The 18,182-nt window shown below is 32.1% G+C and carries 19 protein-coding genes; 6 read left to right on the top strand and 13 right to left on the bottom strand.

The window, feature by feature from the left end:
• Positions 1 to 33: 33 nt before the first annotated feature.
• From RF683_RS06380 to RF683_RS06365, 4 genes are all read right to left on the bottom strand, one after another.
• Entirely contained in the window at positions 34 to 375 is a 342-nt protein-coding gene (locus RF683_RS06380; protein WP_309531504.1) for a DUF6787 family protein, read from the bottom strand.
• A 73-nt stretch (positions 376 to 448) separates the two neighbouring features.
• Positions 449 to 1,402, bottom strand: a complete 954-nt coding sequence (locus tag RF683_RS06375; RefSeq protein ID WP_309531503.1) for a D-2-hydroxyacid dehydrogenase — start codon at positions 1,400 to 1,402, stop codon at positions 449 to 451.
• A 41-nt stretch (positions 1,403 to 1,443) separates the two neighbouring features.
• Complete coding sequence (serC, locus tag RF683_RS06370) at positions 1,444 to 2,514, bottom strand: 3-phosphoserine/phosphohydroxythreonine transaminase (RefSeq protein WP_309531502.1); 1,071 nt, start codon at positions 2,512 to 2,514, stop codon at positions 1,444 to 1,446.
• A gap of 140 nt (positions 2,515 to 2,654) precedes the next feature.
• Positions 2,655 to 3,722, bottom strand: coding sequence for an acyl-CoA reductase (locus RF683_RS06365; protein ID WP_309531501.1), 1,068 nt, complete (start codon positions 3,720 to 3,722; stop codon positions 2,655 to 2,657).
• A 124-nt stretch (positions 3,723 to 3,846) separates the two neighbouring features.
• Here RF683_RS06365 and RF683_RS06360 point away from each other — a divergent pair, with 124 nt between their 5' ends.
• From RF683_RS06360 to RF683_RS06345, 4 genes are all read left to right on the top strand, one after another.
• Positions 3,847 to 4,197 (top strand): 4Fe-4S dicluster domain-containing protein, encoded by a 351-nt coding sequence (locus RF683_RS06360; protein WP_309531500.1) that lies wholly within the window; start codon positions 3,847 to 3,849, stop codon positions 4,195 to 4,197.
• Positions 4,198 to 4,337: 140 nt separating this feature from the next.
• Positions 4,338 to 5,432, top strand: coding sequence for a redox-regulated ATPase YchF (ychF, locus tag RF683_RS06355; RefSeq protein ID WP_309531499.1), 1,095 nt, complete (start codon positions 4,338 to 4,340; stop codon positions 5,430 to 5,432).
• A 192-nt stretch (positions 5,433 to 5,624) separates the two neighbouring features.
• A complete protein-coding gene (locus RF683_RS06350; protein WP_309531498.1) occupies positions 5,625 to 7,499 on the top strand; it encodes a DNA topoisomerase IV subunit B in 1,875 nt (624 codons plus the stop codon).
• Between the two features lie 28 nt (positions 7,500 to 7,527).
• Positions 7,528 to 10,179, top strand: coding sequence for a DNA gyrase/topoisomerase IV subunit A (locus RF683_RS06345; protein WP_309531497.1), 2,652 nt, complete (start codon positions 7,528 to 7,530; stop codon positions 10,177 to 10,179).
• 49 nt (positions 10,180 to 10,228) lie between these two features.
• Here the strand turns inward: RF683_RS06345 and RF683_RS06340 are convergent, their stop codons facing one another.
• From RF683_RS06340 to murQ, 4 genes are read right to left on the bottom strand one after another with little or no spacing between them, the layout of a single operon-like run.
• A complete protein-coding gene (locus RF683_RS06340) occupies positions 10,229 to 11,083 on the bottom strand; it encodes a TerC family protein (RefSeq protein ID WP_309531496.1) in 855 nt (284 codons plus the stop codon).
• A gap of 39 nt (positions 11,084 to 11,122) precedes the next feature.
• Positions 11,123 to 11,494, bottom strand: a complete 372-nt coding sequence (locus RF683_RS06335) for a DNA topoisomerase IV (protein ID WP_309531495.1) — start codon at positions 11,492 to 11,494, stop codon at positions 11,123 to 11,125.
• Between the two features lie 36 nt (positions 11,495 to 11,530).
• Positions 11,531 to 11,752, bottom strand: a complete 222-nt coding sequence (locus RF683_RS06330; RefSeq protein ID WP_309531494.1) for a DUF6095 family protein — start codon at positions 11,750 to 11,752, stop codon at positions 11,531 to 11,533.
• Entirely contained in the window at positions 11,749 to 12,567 is an 819-nt protein-coding gene (gene murQ / locus RF683_RS06325; protein WP_309531493.1) for an N-acetylmuramic acid 6-phosphate etherase, read from the bottom strand. Before murQ ends, RF683_RS06330 begins: the two co-directional genes overlap by 4 nt.
• A 69-nt stretch (positions 12,568 to 12,636) precedes the next feature.
• On the opposite strand from murQ, the gene RF683_RS06320 reads away from it, so the two are divergent.
• Together RF683_RS06320 and RF683_RS06315 are read left to right on the top strand one after the other, a co-directional pair.
• Positions 12,637 to 13,770 (top strand): glycosyltransferase, encoded by a 1,134-nt coding sequence (locus tag RF683_RS06320; protein WP_309531492.1) that lies wholly within the window; start codon positions 12,637 to 12,639, stop codon positions 13,768 to 13,770.
• A 2-nt stretch (positions 13,771 to 13,772) separates the two neighbouring features.
• A complete protein-coding gene (locus RF683_RS06315; RefSeq protein WP_309531491.1) occupies positions 13,773 to 14,171 on the top strand; it encodes a sugar 3,4-ketoisomerase in 399 nt (132 codons plus the stop codon).
• Here the strand turns inward: RF683_RS06315 and RF683_RS06310 are convergent.
• The 5 genes from RF683_RS06310 to RF683_RS06290 all read right to left on the bottom strand — a co-directional run bounded on the left by RF683_RS06310 (position 14,161) and on the right by RF683_RS06290 (position 18,182).
• Positions 14,161 to 15,093, bottom strand: coding sequence for a glycosyltransferase family 2 protein (locus tag RF683_RS06310; RefSeq protein WP_309531490.1), 933 nt, complete (start codon positions 15,091 to 15,093; stop codon positions 14,161 to 14,163). The genes RF683_RS06315 and RF683_RS06310 overlap by 11 nt on opposite strands.
• Positions 15,094 to 15,097: 4 nt before the next feature.
• Positions 15,098 to 16,195, bottom strand: a complete 1,098-nt coding sequence (locus RF683_RS06305) for a glycosyltransferase (RefSeq protein WP_309531489.1) — start codon at positions 16,193 to 16,195, stop codon at positions 15,098 to 15,100.
• Between the two features lie 8 nt (positions 16,196 to 16,203).
• A complete protein-coding gene (locus tag RF683_RS06300) occupies positions 16,204 to 16,572 on the bottom strand; it encodes a sulfite exporter TauE/SafE family protein (protein WP_309533158.1) in 369 nt (122 codons plus the stop codon).
• Between the two features lie 25 nt (positions 16,573 to 16,597).
• Positions 16,598 to 17,446, bottom strand: a complete 849-nt coding sequence (locus tag RF683_RS06295; protein ID WP_309533157.1) for a lytic transglycosylase domain-containing protein — start codon at positions 17,444 to 17,446, stop codon at positions 16,598 to 16,600.
• 76 nt (positions 17,447 to 17,522) lie between these two features.
• Entirely contained in the window at positions 17,523 to 18,182 is a 660-nt protein-coding gene (locus RF683_RS06290) for an alpha/beta hydrolase family protein (RefSeq protein ID WP_309531488.1), read from the bottom strand.

The following is an 18,182-nucleotide window of genomic DNA, read 5'->3' as shown; positions in this document are numbered from 1 at the left end:
AAATACAATTTTTAAGCTAATAAAACATAGCTTTTACTGTCCCAGTTTTGTGTTTTTCTCAATAAAAACAACTAAAAATTTGAAACCCATTTTTAGGAATAATTTTTTTGCAATGTTCCAAAAAAAAGGTAGTTGACCAAATAGGGCTCCGTAAAATAATAAAAGAATTTTGTAGAATGGATATATAATTAAGATATATAAGGGGTAATACACCCATAATGAAACACTTTCTTTTGTAATGCCAATAACTCCCAAAATAGGTTTTGCAATCACGGCTGCAGTCGAACCTGTAATTGCAAAAACGCAAAAAATGATAAAAAACTGAAAATTACTTTTAATATTCCAGCGTGATTTTAATTCCTTAAATTTTGACATAGTAGGCAAATGTCTCTTTAGTATTGAGGGTATAAAGATAAAAAAAAGCACTGACAGAATCAGTGCTTTTTAATTATTGTTTTAATAGATTGCTAATTTGATGCGCTAATTCAGTTCCTATACGGTCTTGTGCTTCTAGTGTAGCAGCGCCAATATGAGGTGTTAAAGATATTTTAGGATGCATTAAAATTCGAATTTCTGGTGAAGGCTCATTTTCAAAAACATCCAATCCTGCAAAGGCAAGTTTGTTATTTTCTAAAGCATCTATTAAAGCTACTTCATCAACAACTCCTCCACGGGCGCAATTAATTAATCCTGCGCCTTGTTTCATTAAATCCAGCTCTTTATTTCCTATAGTATACTCTTTTTGAGCGGGAACATGTAAGGTAATAAAATCAGCTTCTTTAAGTAAAAGTGCTATGTCAATAGTAGGAATGTTAAAAGATAGGTTTTGTCCATCAAAAAAATCAACTTGAATTGTTGCTTCTTTAATGAATTTATCACTCGCTAGTACTTTCATACCTAATCCTAAGGCCATCTTAGCTACGGCTTGACCAATACGCCCAAAACCAATTATTCCGATAGTTTTACCCCTTAATTCGGTTCCGTTTGCATATGCTTTTTTAAGTGCGTCAAAGTTAGTATCACCCTCTAGTGGCATGTTTCTATTGGCGTCTTGTAAAAAACGAACCCCAGTGAATAAATGAGCAAAAACCAATTCAGCTACACTTTCAGAAGAAGACGCAGGTGTGTTAATTACATGTAATCCTTTGTTTTTAGCATAGTCTACATCAATATTATCCATTCCTACACCACCACGGCCTATGATTTTTAATCCCGGACAAGCATCAATGATGTCTTTTCTAACTTTAGTTGCACTTCTTACTAAAAGCACTTTTACATCGTGTGCATTAATAAAATTGGCAACTTGTTCTTGTGCTACTTTGGTAGTGATTACTTCAAATCCATTTTTTTCTAGTGCTTGAATGCCACTTTTTGAAATACCGTCGTTTGCTAAAACTTTCATTTTATTTTTATTTTTTTAATCTATTTTCTACTCACTATTCACTAAACTTTACTCTCTAAATCTTGCATTACATCTACTAAAACCTGAACACTTTCTAACGGAAGCGCATTGTACATCGAAGCACGATACCCACCAACCGAACGATGTCCGTTTAAGCCAGAAATTCCAGCAGCTTTCCATAATGCATCAAATGTTTCTTGATGGGCTGGGTTTTCTAATAAAAAAGTAGCATTCATAAAGCTTCTGTCTTCTTTTGCTGCTGCTCCTTTGAATAATGGATTGCGATCTATTTCAGTGTATAATAATTTGGCTTTTGTTTCATTTACTTTTTCAATGGCAGCTATTCCACCTTTATTTTTTAACCATTGAAGCGTTAATAAGGATACATAGGTAGGAAAAACAGGTGGTGTATTATACATGCTCTCTTTCGCGATGTGTTGTTGGTAATTTAGCATATTTGGAATGGTTCTACCCGTTTTACCAAGTATTTCTTCTTTTACAACTACTAAAGTCACACCTGCTGGACCCATGTTTTTTTGTGCGCCTGCATAAATTAAGTCAAATTGAGAAAAATCTAACTTGCGTGAAAAAATATCTGAACTCATATCACAAACTAACGGAACATTTGTTTGTGGAAATGTCTTCATTTGTGTGCCAAAAATTGTATTGTTGCTTGTACAATGAAAATAATCTACATCTGAAGGAATAAGATAGTCTTTTGGAATATAACTATAGTTTTCTTCTTTTGACGAACCCACAAGTAGGGTTTCTCCAAAATGTTTTGCCTCTTTAATTGCACTATTTGCCCAAGTTCCAGTATCTAAATACGCTGCTTTTCCATTTTCACGCATTAAATTGTAAGGTACCATTAAAAATTCTAAACTTGCTCCCCCATGTAAAAACAGCGCTTGGTATCCTTTTCCTTCCAAACCTAAAAGTTCAAGTACTAACGCTCGTGCTTCTTCCATTACAGCAACAAAATCTTTACTTCTGTGCGAAATTTCAAGAATAGATAAACCAGAGTTGTTAAAATCTAAAACAGCTTGCGCCGATTTTTCAAATACTTCTTGAGGTAAAATGCAAGGTCCTGCACTATAATTATGTTTTTTCATTTGTTATGTATGGTTGAATATAGGTGTGTTTTTTTTTGTGCAAATTTCGATATTAATAAGGAAAAAATAAGTAATTATTTGGTAATAATTATCCGTGTTTTTTAACAATATCGTTTTAGTTAGGGGTATTTTTTAAGAATTTATGAATGTAATTCAAATAAAAATTGAAGCGTATCTACATTATCTGCATAATCCCAAAGATTTGGTCGCTGTGTTTGACCAAATGGAATAGAAGTAGGAATACATCCATTTGAAACCACACATTGTAATATGTTTTTATCTTGATTAATTCGTTTTATTACTTCATCTGTAGAAGAATAGTATTCATAAAAAACAGAAGAAATAGTGGATGTATAACTTGTATCTTCTTTAATTGTTAAAAAACCATTGTCTAAAATTGGGTACAAACTCATTAAATAAACGGCTTTGTTATAGTCATAATTATTCGCATATTTTTCATAATTAATAATTTCTTTGTGGGGAAAAATACCTTTAAAAAAATGATCAAAATTATAGCCTATTGGAACAAATAGTTTAGAAACATTTCTACAGCCTAACCCAAAATAACGGAAAATATCTTCTCCTAAAGCTTCTAATTCTTCAGGTGTTTCATTACCTGTTAATACAGCAACTGAATTTCTGTTTTTTCTTATTATATTCGGTTTATTACCAAAATAATAGTCAAAATAACGAGCTGTATTATTGCTTCCTGTTGCAATTACGGCATCAAATCCTTCTAATTTACCTTCAACAAATGTTATTTTTTCATTAAATCGGTTGTCTAAAGCAAGTAAATAGTTGGCCAAAAATTTAATTAAATAATCGTCTTTACTCGATGTTTTAACTAAAAAATTATTTCCCGAAATTAAAACACAAATTAAATCATGAAAACCAACTAAAGGAATATTTCCAGCTAGGATTAGTCCAATATTTTTTGGTGTATGGGGTAATTGATTTGTGTATTTAGTAAGCCATTTGTTTAGGTTTTCTTCCGTTAGTGCCTCTGCCCAAGAAGCTATGGAAAAATAAACATTTTCTGGTGTAAACCAATTGTTGTGTGATTGCGACAAATGAATCAAATCAACCATCTTGTCAAAAAATAAATCGTTGTGCAACACAAGATGATTTCTTTCATTTTTGGTTTCAGAAAATTGGGCTAAGAACTTACCTAATTCAACAAAACATGATTTTATTTCACTTTGTAACATTTGTAACTTGTATATATGTGGTTTACATTGTAATTTTGCACAAAAATAATCAAATAGTTAGACTAATTAAGTACATTTTTTTAAAACTTCTTAATTCTAATAGCTAACTTCTAACTTTTAAGATATGGCAATTAAAATAACAGATGAATGTATAAATTGTGGCGCTTGTGAGCCAGAATGTCCTAATACCGCAATTTATGAAGGAGCTGATGATTGGCGCTATAAAGATGGAACTAAATTAAGTGGTAAAATTATTTTACCTGACGGAACTGAAGTTGATGCTGACGCTGCACAAACACCTCTTTCTGATGATGTGTATTATATTGTGCCTGGTAAATGTACAGAATGTAAAGGATTTCATGAAGAACCACAATGTGCTGCTGTATGTCCAGTTGATTGTTGTGTACCAGACGATGACCATGTTGAAAGTGAGGAAACACTTTTAAATAGACAAGCATTCTTACATAATGAATAAAAACAACTCCCGATTTAATTCGGGATTTTTTTTTGACTTTTTTCATTTTATTATTTTTTTCAATTAATAGAAGTATATTTGCACACTTTAAAAATTATATTAACTTTTAATTCAAGTCCCCTTTGGGGATTTAGGGGCTTATGAAAGCAGGAATTGTAGGATTACCAAACGTAGGAAAGTCAACGTTATTTAATTGTTTATCTAACGCAAAAGCACAAAGTGCTAATTTTCCATTTTGTACAATTGAACCAAATATAGGTGTAGTTAATGTGCCAGACCCACGTATTTCTCGTTTAGAGGAATTAGTAAATCCAGAGCGCGTACAAATGGCAACGGTTGATATTGTTGATATTGCAGGATTAGTTAAAGGGGCTAGTAAAGGCGAAGGATTAGGAAATCAGTTCTTAGGTAATATTAGAGAATGTAACGCTATTATTCACGTATTGCGTTGTTTCGACAATGATAATATTGTACACGTAGACGGAAATGTAAACCCAATTAGAGATAAGGAAACTATAGATATTGAGCTACAGTTAAAAGATTTAGAAACGGTTGATAAAAGGTTGGAAAAAGCAAATCGTGCAGCAAAAACAGGCAATAAAGAAGCTCAAATTGAAAAAGCACTTTTAGATAGAATTAGAGAAGCATTAATGCAAGCAAAATCTGCCCGTACTGTTGTTCCGCAATCTAACGAAGAAGAAGAGTTGTTTGAAAGTTTTCAGTTGATTACAGCCAAACCAGTTTTATATGTATGTAACGTTGATGAAGCTTCGGCAATAAACGGAAATACATATGTAGAGCAAGTACGTGAATTAGTAAAAGATGAACAAGCAGAAGTGATTGTACTTTCTGTTGGTGCAGAAGCAGATATTAATGAGTTAGAGAGTTACGAAGAACGTCAATTGTTTTTACAAGATTTAGGTTTAACAGAACCAGGATCTGCAGTGTTAATTCGTGCAGCCTATAAATTATTAAACTTACAAACCTATTTTACAGCAGGTGTTAAAGAAGTTCGTGCTTGGACCATTAATGTAGGAGATACAGCACCAAAAGCAGCTGGAGTAATCCATACTGATTTTGAAAAAGGATTCATACGCGCTGAAGTAATTGCCTTTGAAGATTTTTCAAATTATGGTTCAGAAGCAAAAGTAAAAGAAGCAGGAAAACTTCGTGTTGAAGGTAAAGAGTATATTGTAAAAGATGGTGATGTAATGCATTTTAGATTTAATGTATAGTCAAAGAAAATAGAGTAAAGAAAATAGAAAAACCGTTACAGTTAAGTAACGGTTTTTTTATACATAACTTTGTCAATAACTTCTTTTTTTAACGCTTTTATTTTCTTTTGAAATACTTTATATTAGCAGTCTCGAGGTGTGTCATGTAAGCATTAACCAAAGAGCATGTAGTTAATTTTCATAATTGAATCTATGCAAGAAGAATTAAATCAAAGTCAGTATACTGAAGACAATATTCGATCACTCGATTGGCAAGAGCATATCCGTATTCGTCCCGGAATGTACATTGGTAAATTAGGTGATGGGTCTACCCCAGATGATGGTATTTATATCCTTTTAAAAGAGGTGTTAGACAACTGTATTGATGAGTTTGCCATGGGCGCAGGAAAAACCATTGAAGTGACCATAAAAGACAGATTGGTTACCGTTCGTGATTATGGCCGAGGCATTCCATTAGGAAAAGTAGTGGATGTGGTTTCTAAAATGAATACGGGGGGTAAATATGATTCCAAAGCATTCAAGAAATCAATTGGTTTAAATGGAGTAGGTACCAAAGCAGTAAATGCACTATCTACTTATTTTAGAGTAGAATCGGTTAGAGATAATCAACAAAAAGCAGCCGAATTTTCAGCAGGTTTGCTTACACAAGAAGAAGATATTGTAGAAAGTACCAAACGAAGAGGAACTAAGGTTTCTTTTGTTGCAGACGAAACTATTTTTAAAAATTATAAGTATCGTAATGAATACGTGGAAAAAATGTTGAAAAACTACACGTATTTAAATCGAGGTCTGACGCTTTATTACAATGGAGATAAATTTTATTCTGAAGACGGTTTAAAAGATTTATTAAATGAAAATATTGCTGATGAAGACAGAGTGTATCCAATTATACATTTAGAAAGTGATGATATTGAAATTGCTATTACGCATAGTAAATCACAATATTCTGAGGAATACTATTCATTTGTTAACGGACAAAATACTACACAAGGAGGTACACATTTAGGTGCATTTAGAGAAGGAGTTGTACGTACGTTAAAAGAATTTTATAACAAAAACTTTGAAGCCTCAGACATTCGAAAATCTATAGTAGCTGCTATTGCTGTTAAAGTAGAAGAACCTGTATTTGAATCACAAACAAAAACAAAACTAGGGTCTACAGAAATGGGGCCAGGCGGTGTTTCTGTGCGTACGTTTGTTAATGATTTTATTAAAACGAAGTTAGATAATTTTTTGCATAAAAATCCTGAGGTTGCAGATGCTTTATTGAAAAAAATTCTACAAGCAGAGCGTGAACGTAAAGAATTATCAGGTATTCGAAAATTAGCAAAAGAACGTGCAAAAAAATCGAGCTTGCACAACAAAAAACTGCGTGATTGTAGGGTGCATTTACCAGACATTAAAAATCCAAGATATTTAGAAAGTACTTTATTTATCACCGAGGGAGATTCGGCTTCGGGTTCTATTACGAAGTCACGAGATGTGAATACACAAGCGGTTTTTTCACTTCGTGGAAAGCCTTTGAATTCGTATGGAATGTCTAAAAAAATTGTGTATGAGAATGAAGAATTTAATTTATTGCAAGCAGCATTAGATATTGAAGAGGACTACGAAAATTTAAGGTACAATAATATAGTAATTGCAACAGATGCCGACGTGGATGGTATGCATATTCGTTTGTTATTAATTACATTCTTTTTACAGTTTTTTCCAGAGTTAATTAAAGAAGGGCATTTGTACATTTTACAAACCCCATTATTCCGTGTACGAAATAAAAAAGAAACCATTTATTGTTACAGTGAAGAAGAGCGTGTAAATGCCATTGAAAAGTTAAAACCTAAGCCAGAAATTACACGTTTTAAAGGATTAGGAGAAATTTCGCCTGATGAATTCAAACACTTCATCGGACAAGATATTCGATTAGACCCTGTTATGTTAGATAAAGCCATGTCAATAGAAAAATTATTAGAATTTTACATGGGTAAAAACACCCCAGACCGACAAGACTTTATTATCAATAACTTGAAAGTAGAATTGGATACAGCGGAAGAATTATTGAAAATATAACTGTCAACTTAATACTGACAACTAAAAAATGAGTGAAGAAAATCAACCTATAAATTCAGAAGAGCAACACGATTTCATTCCTGAAAATCAAGAAGCTATAGACCATTCAGATTCCATTACAAAAGTAACGGGAATGTATAAAGATTGGTTTTTAGATTATGCATCTTATGTAATCTTAGAGCGTGCTGTACCAGCTATTGAAGATGGTTTTAAACCTGTTCAAAGACGTATTATGCATTCTATGAAGGAGTTAGATGATGGACGATACAATAAAGTTGCTAATGTAATAGGACATACTATGCAGTATCATCCGCATGGCGATGCCAGTATTGGTGATGCCATGGTAAACATTGGTCAAAAGGATTTATTAATTGATTGTCAAGGGAACTGGGGTAATATTTTAACAGGCGATGGTGCGGCTGCACCACGTTATATCGAAGCGCGTTTAAGCAAGTTTGCTCTAGAAGTCTTGTTTTCGCCAAAAGTAACAGAATGGCAATTGAGCTATGACGGTCGAAAAAATGAACCTATTCATTTGCCTGTAAAATTTCCCATGCTTTTAGCACAAGGAGGTGAAGGAATTGCCGTTGGATTGTCAACAAAAATATTGCCACATAATTTTAATGAATTAATAGACGCATCTATTAAAATATTAAAAGGCAAACCTTTTACCTTATATCCAGATTTTCCAACAGCGGGTATAGCAGATGTGTCAAATTATAATGAAGGTATGCGCGGCGGTAGAGTGCGTGTACGGGCAAAAATTTCTCAATTGGACAAACAAACCTTAGTAATTACTCAAATTCCATTTTCAACAGATACTTCAAAATTAATTGATAGTATTCTAAAAGCAAATGAAAAAGGTAAAATAAAGGTTAAAAAAATTGAAGATAATACGGCAGCAGAAGTTGAAATTCTAATTCATTTGTATCCTGGAGTTTCTCCCGATAAAATGATTGATGCGTTGTATGCTTTCACAGATTGCGAATTATCAGTTGCGCCTTTAGGTTGTGTAATTGAAAATTGTAATAGACCTTTATTCATAGGCGTTAATGATATGCTTAAGCTATCAACAAATAGAACCGTTGGGATTTTAAAGCGTGAATTAGAAATACAATTAGAGGAATTGGAAACCAAATGGCATTTCGCTAATTTGGAAAAAATATTCATTCGTGAAGAAATGTACATAGACTTCAAACTATATGCAGATAAAGAAGCCTTGTTTGAATACATGTATAAAAGCTTTGAGCCATTTAAAAAAGTACTACTTCGAGATATTGTTGATGAAGATTTGCAAAAATTAACGCAAATTCCTATGATTCGTATTACACGTTTTGATTCAGATAAAGCAGATGAAGGTATTGCTAAATTAGAAGCAGAAATGGAGGAAGTAAAGCATCATTTAGCAAATATTATTGATTTTGCGATTGATTATTTTACGCGTTTAAAAGAAAAATATGGTAAAGGTCGTGAGCGTTTAACAGAGTTAAGAAATTTTGATACTATAGAAGCTACTAAAGTAGTTTTGAGAAATACAAAATTGTATGTCAACAGAGAAGAAGGATTCATTGGCACCAGTTTAAAGAAAGATGAGTATGTAGCCGATTGCTCGGATATTGATGATGTAATCGTGTTTTTACGTGATGGAAAAATGTTAGTCACGAAAGTAGATGATAAAAAATTCATAGGTAAAGACATTATTCATATTGCCGTTTTTGATAAGAATGACAAACGTACCATTTACAATATGATTTATCGTGATGGAAAATCCGGACCGTCATATATAAAACGATTCAATGTTTCTGGAGTTACCCGTGACAAAGAATATGATTTAACACAAGAAAAGCCAGGGTCGCAAGTACTTTATTTTTCCGCAAATCCAAATGGTGAAGCCGAAGTAATTACGATATTGCTACGTCAAGTGGGCAGTGTGAAAAAATTGAAGTGGGATATGGATTTTGCCGAAATCATGATTAAAGGTAGAGCATCAAAAGGAAATACGGTTACTAAATACCCAATTAAAAAAATAGAGTTAAAAGAAAAAGGTATTTCAACATTACGCCCACGTAAAATTTGGTTTGACGATACGGTTCAGCGCTTAAATGTCGATGGAAGAGGAGAGTTGTTAGGCGAATTTAAGCCAAATGATAGATTACTTATTATTAATCAATCAGGAAAATTGAAAACCATCATCCCAGAGTTAACCACACACTTTGAGGAAGACATGATTGTATTGGAAAAATGGAATAGTAATAAACCCATTTCGGCAATCTATTATGATGGAGAAAAAGAACGCTATTTCATTAAACGATTTTTAGTGGAAAATGAAAATAAAGAAGAAATATTTATTACCGAACACGAAAAGTCTCAACTAGAAATTGTTTCAACAGATTGGAAACCTATGGCTGAGGTAATTTTTGCAAAAGTTAAAGGCGTTCAAAAAGAAAATCAATTGGTTAATTTAGAAGAATTTATTGCTGTAAAAGGAATTAAAGCATTGGGTAATCAATTAACTACAGATAAGGTTAAACAAATCAATTTGTTAGATCCCTTACCGTTTGAAGAACTTATTGAAGAGGAAGAAGTTTCAACTGAAAATTTAGATTCAGAAACGCCTTCTTTTGAAGATATAGATATTCAACTTGATGACGACGGACAAATCACATTGAGTTTAGAGTAAAAAAAAGCCCTTCACATGAAGGGCTTTTTTGTATGTAGTAAATCAGAAATTAATTCATAAAATCTTCATCTTTTAATTTTTCGTCTAAAATAGTATTATTGTGTAACTTAACAGGTTTTGTATTCTTTTTCATTTTTAAGTTTAAAAATTCAACAAATAATGAAAAGAAAATAGCAAAATAAAGATAGCCTTTAGGGATACTATGTACTTCGTTTTCACCAAAGAATTTTATAGATGCTAAATGAGAACCTTCTGCTAATAGCATAACACCAATCAATATTAAAAATGAAAGTCCTAGTATTTGAATAGTAGGATGTTCATTTACAAACTTACTTACAGGACCTGCAAAAATTAACATAATAACAATTGAAATAATAATTGCCGCAATCATAATTTCTAATGCTCCTGTAGCACCAAAACCAATAGGCGGCTCTGCAGCACTTACTAAACCAACAGCAGTTAATATACTATCAAATGAAAAAACAATATTTAGTAATGCAATTTGAATGATAGCTGAAACTAAGGTATTACTTGATTTTCCAGAATTACCTTCTTCTTCTCCTTCTAATTTATGATGAATTTCAGAAACAGATTTATAAAGTAAAAACAAACCGCCACCAAACACAATCAAACTTTGACCTGATATGCCTCCTGAAACAATACTCCAATCAAAGTCAAAAAAAGAATCCTTAAGGCTCATAACCCATGTTATTCCAAATAATAGAATAATTCTAAAGACCATTGCCAATAATAAACCTATTCTTCGTGCTTTGGGTTGTTCTTCTGCTTTTAATTTACCTGACACAATTGATAAAAAAACAATGTTGTCAATTCCTAATATAATTTCTAAAAAAGTTAAAGTTAGAAGGGCTATCCAAGCATTTGGGTTTGATAAAAGTTCCATTTAATATTTATATTATTTATGATAATTAATTATACGTAACTACTTTGTTTTTGTTACAGTTCCGCGTTGTTTTTTGACATCGCCTACAAAAGAATATTCAAAATTATAGGTTAAATTTTTGCTATTCAATATTTTAACGTGAACTGCTTTTTTTTCTTCTCTATTTGTAGGTCTTACATTTTCTAAAATATATTCACAATCATTTATCCATCGAATAGTGAAAGTGTCTATTTTATTGGCAAAATTTTCTATTTGGATGCTATCATTACGCTCAAAAGTAGAGCTGTATTTTTTACCTTCAACTGTTGTTTCAGAAGTAAATTTTCCTGTTTTGAATGCGATACAATTTCGCTCTTGTTCATAACAAGAAATTATTGTTAGTAAAAGGAGTAAGTATAGTATTTTTTTCAATTTTCTTTAGGTTTAGATGAATAAATTTTTAGGTAATTAATGTTTATCAAACATGCTGCTAACAATTGTTTTTACACCTTTAAATCCTAGGTAAACTGCATACACACAAATTAAAATAGCCAATACCAAAAGGTAAGGGTATAATGGATGACCTTGATTTTTAAAACAACTATTAATAAATACAGGTCCTAAAAATAAAAGCGGGAGGGAGCCTGATAAATATTTTACTCCCTTCATTAAAATGGTTTTATTGGTCATAGGTTTGAATTATAATGGTTAATAGCTGCTCTTACTTGCCCAAATTCGTTTAAAAGCGCAGCTGCTTCGTCATAACTAACAGGGATTTCACTCATAATCATACGCACACCTCTATCAATTAATTTTACGTTACTCAATTGCATATCGACCATTTTATTCCCTTTAACTTTTCCTAATTGAATCATAGTTGCTGTTGAAATCATGTTTAAGACAAGCTTTTGAGCAGTTCCTGCTTTCATTCGGCTACTTCCTGTAACAAATTCAGGGCCCACAACTACTTCAATAGGGTAGGTAGCGGTTAAGGCTAAAGGACTCCCAGCATTACAGGTTATTCCTCCAGTAATTATATGATTTGCGTTACATTTTTCTAATCCACCTAGCACATAAGGTGTAGTTCCAGAAGCAGCAATACCTATAACCACATCATTTTCGGTTATATTCCATTTTTGCAAATCTTTCCAGGCTTGCTCTGTATCGTCTTCTGCAAATTCAACAGCTTTTCTAATGGCTTCATCTCCACCTGCAATTAGTCCAATAACCATATCAAACGGTACACCAAAAGTCGGCGGACATTCAGATGCATCTACAATTCCTAATCTGCCGGAAGTGCCAGCCCCTATATAAAATAACCTGCCGCCAATTTTCATTTTGGTAACAATTTCTTGTACTAAGGCTTCTATTTGTGGTAGGGCTTTTTCAACGGCGAGCGGAACAGTTTGGTCTTCTTTATTGATATTAGATAGCAATTCTTGAACAGACATGTGCTCTAAATACTCATATTTTGAAGATTGTTCAGTGGTCTTTATGAATGTCATATTACATGAAAATTAACAAATTCAAAGATACAATTAATTCTAAAAAATACCTATAATCACTTTAGTTACTTGATTATTTTTATATTTGTTAAAATTAGCATTGCTTTGAATCCTTTGGCAACAAAAATAAAAATATGTTTAGTAACCGTAACCCTTTCCGATGGTGGGGCAGAACGTGTTGCTGCTGAATTGTCAAAATATTTTTATGCGCAAGGGTATGAAGTGCATCACGTTGTTTTTTCTGGAAAAATTGTGTATGAACATGCGGGTAACGTATTGCATTTAGAAACGTTAAAAGATGTCAAAAATAGTTTGTGGAGTAGATATAAACGCTTCACAGTTCTAGCATCTTACTTAAAAAAACAAAAGTTTAATTTTATTATTGATTTTAGAACTAAAGAATTCTATTGGCAAGAATTTATTTTACACCGTTTTGTATATAAAAATTATATTCAAACGATTCATAGTTATCATTTGTCCTCTTATTTTCCAAGTTCAAAAATAGCAGCAAAATTATTATATCCTAAGCAAACCAGATTTATAACAGTTGCGCATGAGATTGAAAAATTACTGCGCCAAGACTATACAATAGACAAAGTTACTACGATTTACAATCCATTACATGTTGAGAATATTTTTTTGAAGTCCCAAGAACCAATTGAAAATAAAGGTCTTTTTATTTTAGCGGTAGGAAGTATGCATGAAAATATTAAGCAATTTGATGTGTTAATTAAAGCCTATGCCGCATCAGTTTTACCAAAAAACAACGTTAAATTGTGTTTATTGGGTGAAGGAAAATTAAAAACTACTTTTCAAGAGTTAGTCCAAAAGTTAGGCTTAACAGATAAAATAAGTTTTGAAGGCCATATTACGAATCCTTTTGCATATTATGCTAAGGCTCTATTTACAGTTTCAACAAGTAAATATGAAGGATTACCCATGTCAATTTTAGAATCTTTAGCGTGTGGAACACCAGTTATTTCTTATAATTATCTATCAGGGCCGAGTGAAATAATACATAATTTTGAAAATGGATTATTAGTAAAAAATCAAGATACCCAAGCTTTAGTTCAAGCTTTGAATACACTATTTGAAGATAAAACCTTATATTTACATTGTAAATCAAATGCAAAACTAAGTGTTCGGAAGTTTGATACTACTGAAATCGGAAAACAATGGGAACATTTATTTAGAAAGTCATAACAATGCAAATACAATTCATTGACATACCAAAAATAACGAATACTAAAGGGAATATAGGTGTTTTAGAAAACGATACCATTCCTTTTGAAATTAAGCGTGTGTATTACTTGTTTGATGTGCCAAGTGGTGCCAAAAGAGGCGGGCATGCACATAAAAAATTGAAACAAGTCTTAATCGCAATTTCAGGGAGTTTTGATGTTGTAGTAAAAGATGGTAAAAGTAAACAAACCATTACATTGAATAGACCTGACAGAGGACTTCTAATTGAAAATAATAGGTGGAGAGAGCTCGAAAATTTTTCGTCTGGAGCGGTTTGTTTGGTTCTAGCTTCTGAAGCATATGATGAAAAAGACTACATTCGAAATTATAAAGAATTCAAAGAATCCCAACTTAATAAGTAGTTGCTTTTATACCAAATTTTAGTAACAAATACTTTAGTGAATCAACAATAGTATACACAAAAACGGGCGCTTGTAAAAGTAGTCTTTGCTTCCAATTTATGTTTTTTAACTTAATTTGTTTCGCTATTCTTTTCCATCTATGATCTTTAGATTTTTTTAATTTTTTAGCCAATACATAGCGTTCAAAATCTAAATATTTTTTAAACGTAATCGAATGTTTTTCCCAATTTGCATATAACGAATAATCTGGAATGCTTTTGTTTAAAATAGAATTTCTAGTAATTTGATTTGAAATTGCCATGGCATAACGCATTTCTCTTTTTGCGCTGTAAGCTAATTTAAAATGAAAATTAGCCCGAATGTTTAAGTCTATGTCTTCTGAAAATTCAATGTGTTCATTGTACAATCCTATTTTTTCATATACTTCTTTGTGAAAACAAACACTACCATGACAATAAATACCTTGTCCTAAATTTAAGGAAAAAAAATCAATATAACCCTTAAAATTCTTTCCTAATTTAGCCGCACAATTATGAGGAATACGAGTGTTCTCTTTCCAACTTTCTTCATAGTTTGTGGCAAATATTCGGGCTTCAGGAAAACCAGTAATTAATTCATGTATGGTTTGAAGAAAATTAGGTTTCCAGTAGTCGTCTGCGTCTAAAAAAGTAATGTATGAAGACGAAGCTTGTTTAATTCCTGTGTTTCTTGTTGCTGCTAAACCTTTGTTTTTAGCATGTTCAATAAAAATTATTTTTTCAGAGGTGTATTTTTTTGCAAGTACTAAGCTATCATCTGTACTAGCATCATCAACAATAATCAATTCAAAATCCGTAAACGATTGATTCAAAATACTATCGATAGTTTGCTGAATGTAGGCTTCCTTGTTATATAAAGGAATAATTACTGAAAAAAACGCCATAGCCTTACCTTTTTAAGATGTAATCAAATAATTCTTTCCAGTTTTTAAGTGATTTTTCAGTAGTATTTGGAGCACTATTTCCTTCAAAAATAAGGTTTTTATTTGTAAAATCAGTAATAAGTTGGGCTAATTTTTTAGCATCGTCAACATTAAAAAAAGAAACCTTTTCATAAGTACCACATGTTTCTTTTGCATACGGTTCATTAGCTAAAAATAAAGGTTTGTTAAACTGCTTTGCTTCTGAAATGGGTAAGCCCCAAGTTTCAATTTTTGAAGGAAATAGTAAACAATCCATGCTGTAATACAATGATTGCATTTCTGTATAATTTCTATATGGATAAAAAAAACAATGTTCCATTTTTCCATATTTATCTAACAGATAATCACCGTATTTAGATTTATTTTTTTCCAATGTAAAATGAAATTGACATTGTTCTTTTGTTTTTGAATCTAATAATTGAATGGCTTCAAAAATAACTTCAAAATTTTTAAAACTTCTTGGAAAACTTGGGTACAAAAAATGAATCTTTCCCGCTTCAAAAATCGTGTTTTTAGTCGAACTCAATGTAGAAAATTGAGGTTGGGCAACTACGACATTAGAAATTCCAAATCGTTTTGTAAAAACAGCTTTAATCCAATGTTGTTGCACAAAAACGGTCTGGTTTTTTTTTATATTGATTTTAAATACCCAATCATAGAGTAAGGAAAATAGTCCAATTTTATAATCAAATTTCCAATCGTTCCATGTAGGTTTGTAAAAGGTTGTAGGATGATGGCAATACACAAAACGTTTTTTTGCGACTACACGTGGCGTGGTATCATGTAGTGAAAGCCAAATGTCGGGTTGTATTTTTTTAGAAATTTTGTAGAAATAAATATACTCGTAGTATAACCTATACCACCAAGATTTCTTAGATTTTGGAATTTCAATAAGTTGAATGTTTGGAAATTCTAAACCTGATTTTTTAGGTACAAACGCAATAATCTCTAGAGGAACTTCTTTACTGTATTTTGATAGTTCTTGTAAGGCATTATGGAGAATAGTATAAATACCTCCTTCCACCATATTGATACCTGAAATGACTATTTTTTGACGTTCCAAAGGCTTGTTTATTTATCCCAAAGCATTTTTCCCGCAATAATAAGTAAAATTACGGCAAATATCTTTTTTAATGTTCTTTGATCTAATCCTAATGCAAATTTGCTTCCTATTATACTGCCCGCAACAAAGAAAACAGCAATAACCAATGCATATTTAATGTTAATATGTCCTTCGTTATAATAATTATATACCGCTACGGCTGTAACGGGCACTGCCAATACGGCTAAACTTGTGCCTTGTGCTTGATGTTGGCTCATACCAAATAACAAAACGAGTAGGGGTACCATAATAACACCACCACCTACACCTACAAGGCCACTCAGTATTCCTGCTAATATTCCGATTAGCACTAAAGATAAAATTGTTTGTAAACTCATCATTGCTTTCACGTGTATATAGTTTTTATTTTCTTAAATAACCTTCTGTTGGAATATGCAATTCATATTGTTTTTTAGAAGGATTATCTAGTTTTTTATCACGTAACCAAGGGTTATGTGTTTTCAATATTTTATAATTAATACCTTGTTGAATGGCAAATGACGCTAAATCGGTTACACTGCTATCAACTACTATTTTTTTAGTAGCTAGTTTTGGATACAAGGCTTTTTCGGGAATAGCATACCCATATTTTTCAGGGTTTTTCATGATTTCTTTTAGCGCTAAAATTCTAAACACATAACGCGAAGTTTCATCAGAAAGCCACAAATCATAGTAATCGTTTGATTTTTGAAAATCAATTTGTTTTTGTAACCCAGCTATTCCACCGTTATATGAAGCGGCGGCCATAGTCCACGAGCCAAATTTTTCTTTAGCTTTTTTTAAATAATTACAAGCTGCTTGCGTAGCTTTTTCAATGTGATAGCGTTCGTCGATTTGTTCAGTAACTTCAAGTCCTATTTCTTTTGCTGTTTCGGGCATAAATTGCCACACCCCTTTAGCTCCCGATGGAGACACGGCATTGACTAGCCCACTTTCAATAACAGCTAAATATTTAAAATCATCGGGAATGTTATTTTGCGCTAGGATAGGTTCAATAATTGGGAAAACTTTATTAGCTCGTTTTAATAATAGGGAAGTAGAGGCGTTTAAATTAATATTTACTGCCATTTCTCTATCTAAACGTTCTTTTACATCGGCTAATGAGGTAGGAACTTTTTCACCCGAAAAATCCATATCAAGTGGATAATCTACGTGACTTCTGTAAGTATAATTACTAATAGATGTAGCGAAAATTAAAATACCACATGCCATTAAAAAAAACGCACCAACAGTAAATCTATTCCATTTCATATTACTAGTTAATTAAATGAAGGGCTAATATACAACATTATTCTAAAAGTAATTGTGGCAAATGTGAATTAAACCATTTGTATTTGTTAATAATCATAATGTGTGTGCCACCTTTTACAACAACAGTAGGATTGCAATATTTAATGGGAAAAACCCCGTCAAATTCTCCGTGAATATGTATAACCTCTGGATTAGCTTCGGAACGATTCCAATATAAAATTTGTTTAATAGACCAGTCTAGATAATAGGTATCATGCATGGATAAATATTTTTTATATAGCTGCATGCTTTTGGCTAAAACATTTCTTCCCTTAACATAACTTGCTAAAACAGGAATTTTTCCTAATAATCGGGTAGGGAGTATTTTGTAAAAAAGAGTTTTTCGAGCCATTTGCATAACAGCGGGCAATTCTTGGTTACTTTTTATACTTGAAATAATAACCACTTTTTTCGGTTGAACAAATTGTGCCATTTCTTGTACTAGTATCCCTCCAAATGATACGCCAACTAAAATGCAGTTAGGCTCCGTTACAAAAGCACTCATTCGTTGTGCATAGTCTACTAACGTTTCGTTTTGTATAGGTTGCAACCATTCAATACAATGCATTTCAAATAGCGCCGTAGGTAATTTTATATGTTCAAAAATGCTACTACTAGCTCCTAACCCTGGAACAAAATACACGTGAATAATGGACAT

The organism is Flavobacterium sp. 20NA77.7, from assembly GCF_031326205.1.
Lineage (GTDB): Bacteria > Bacteroidota > Bacteroidia > Flavobacteriales > Flavobacteriaceae > Flavobacterium > Flavobacterium nakdongensis.
The sequence above is the reverse complement of the archived record's forward strand: the minus strand, read 5'-3'. Positions and strand labels throughout refer to the sequence as shown.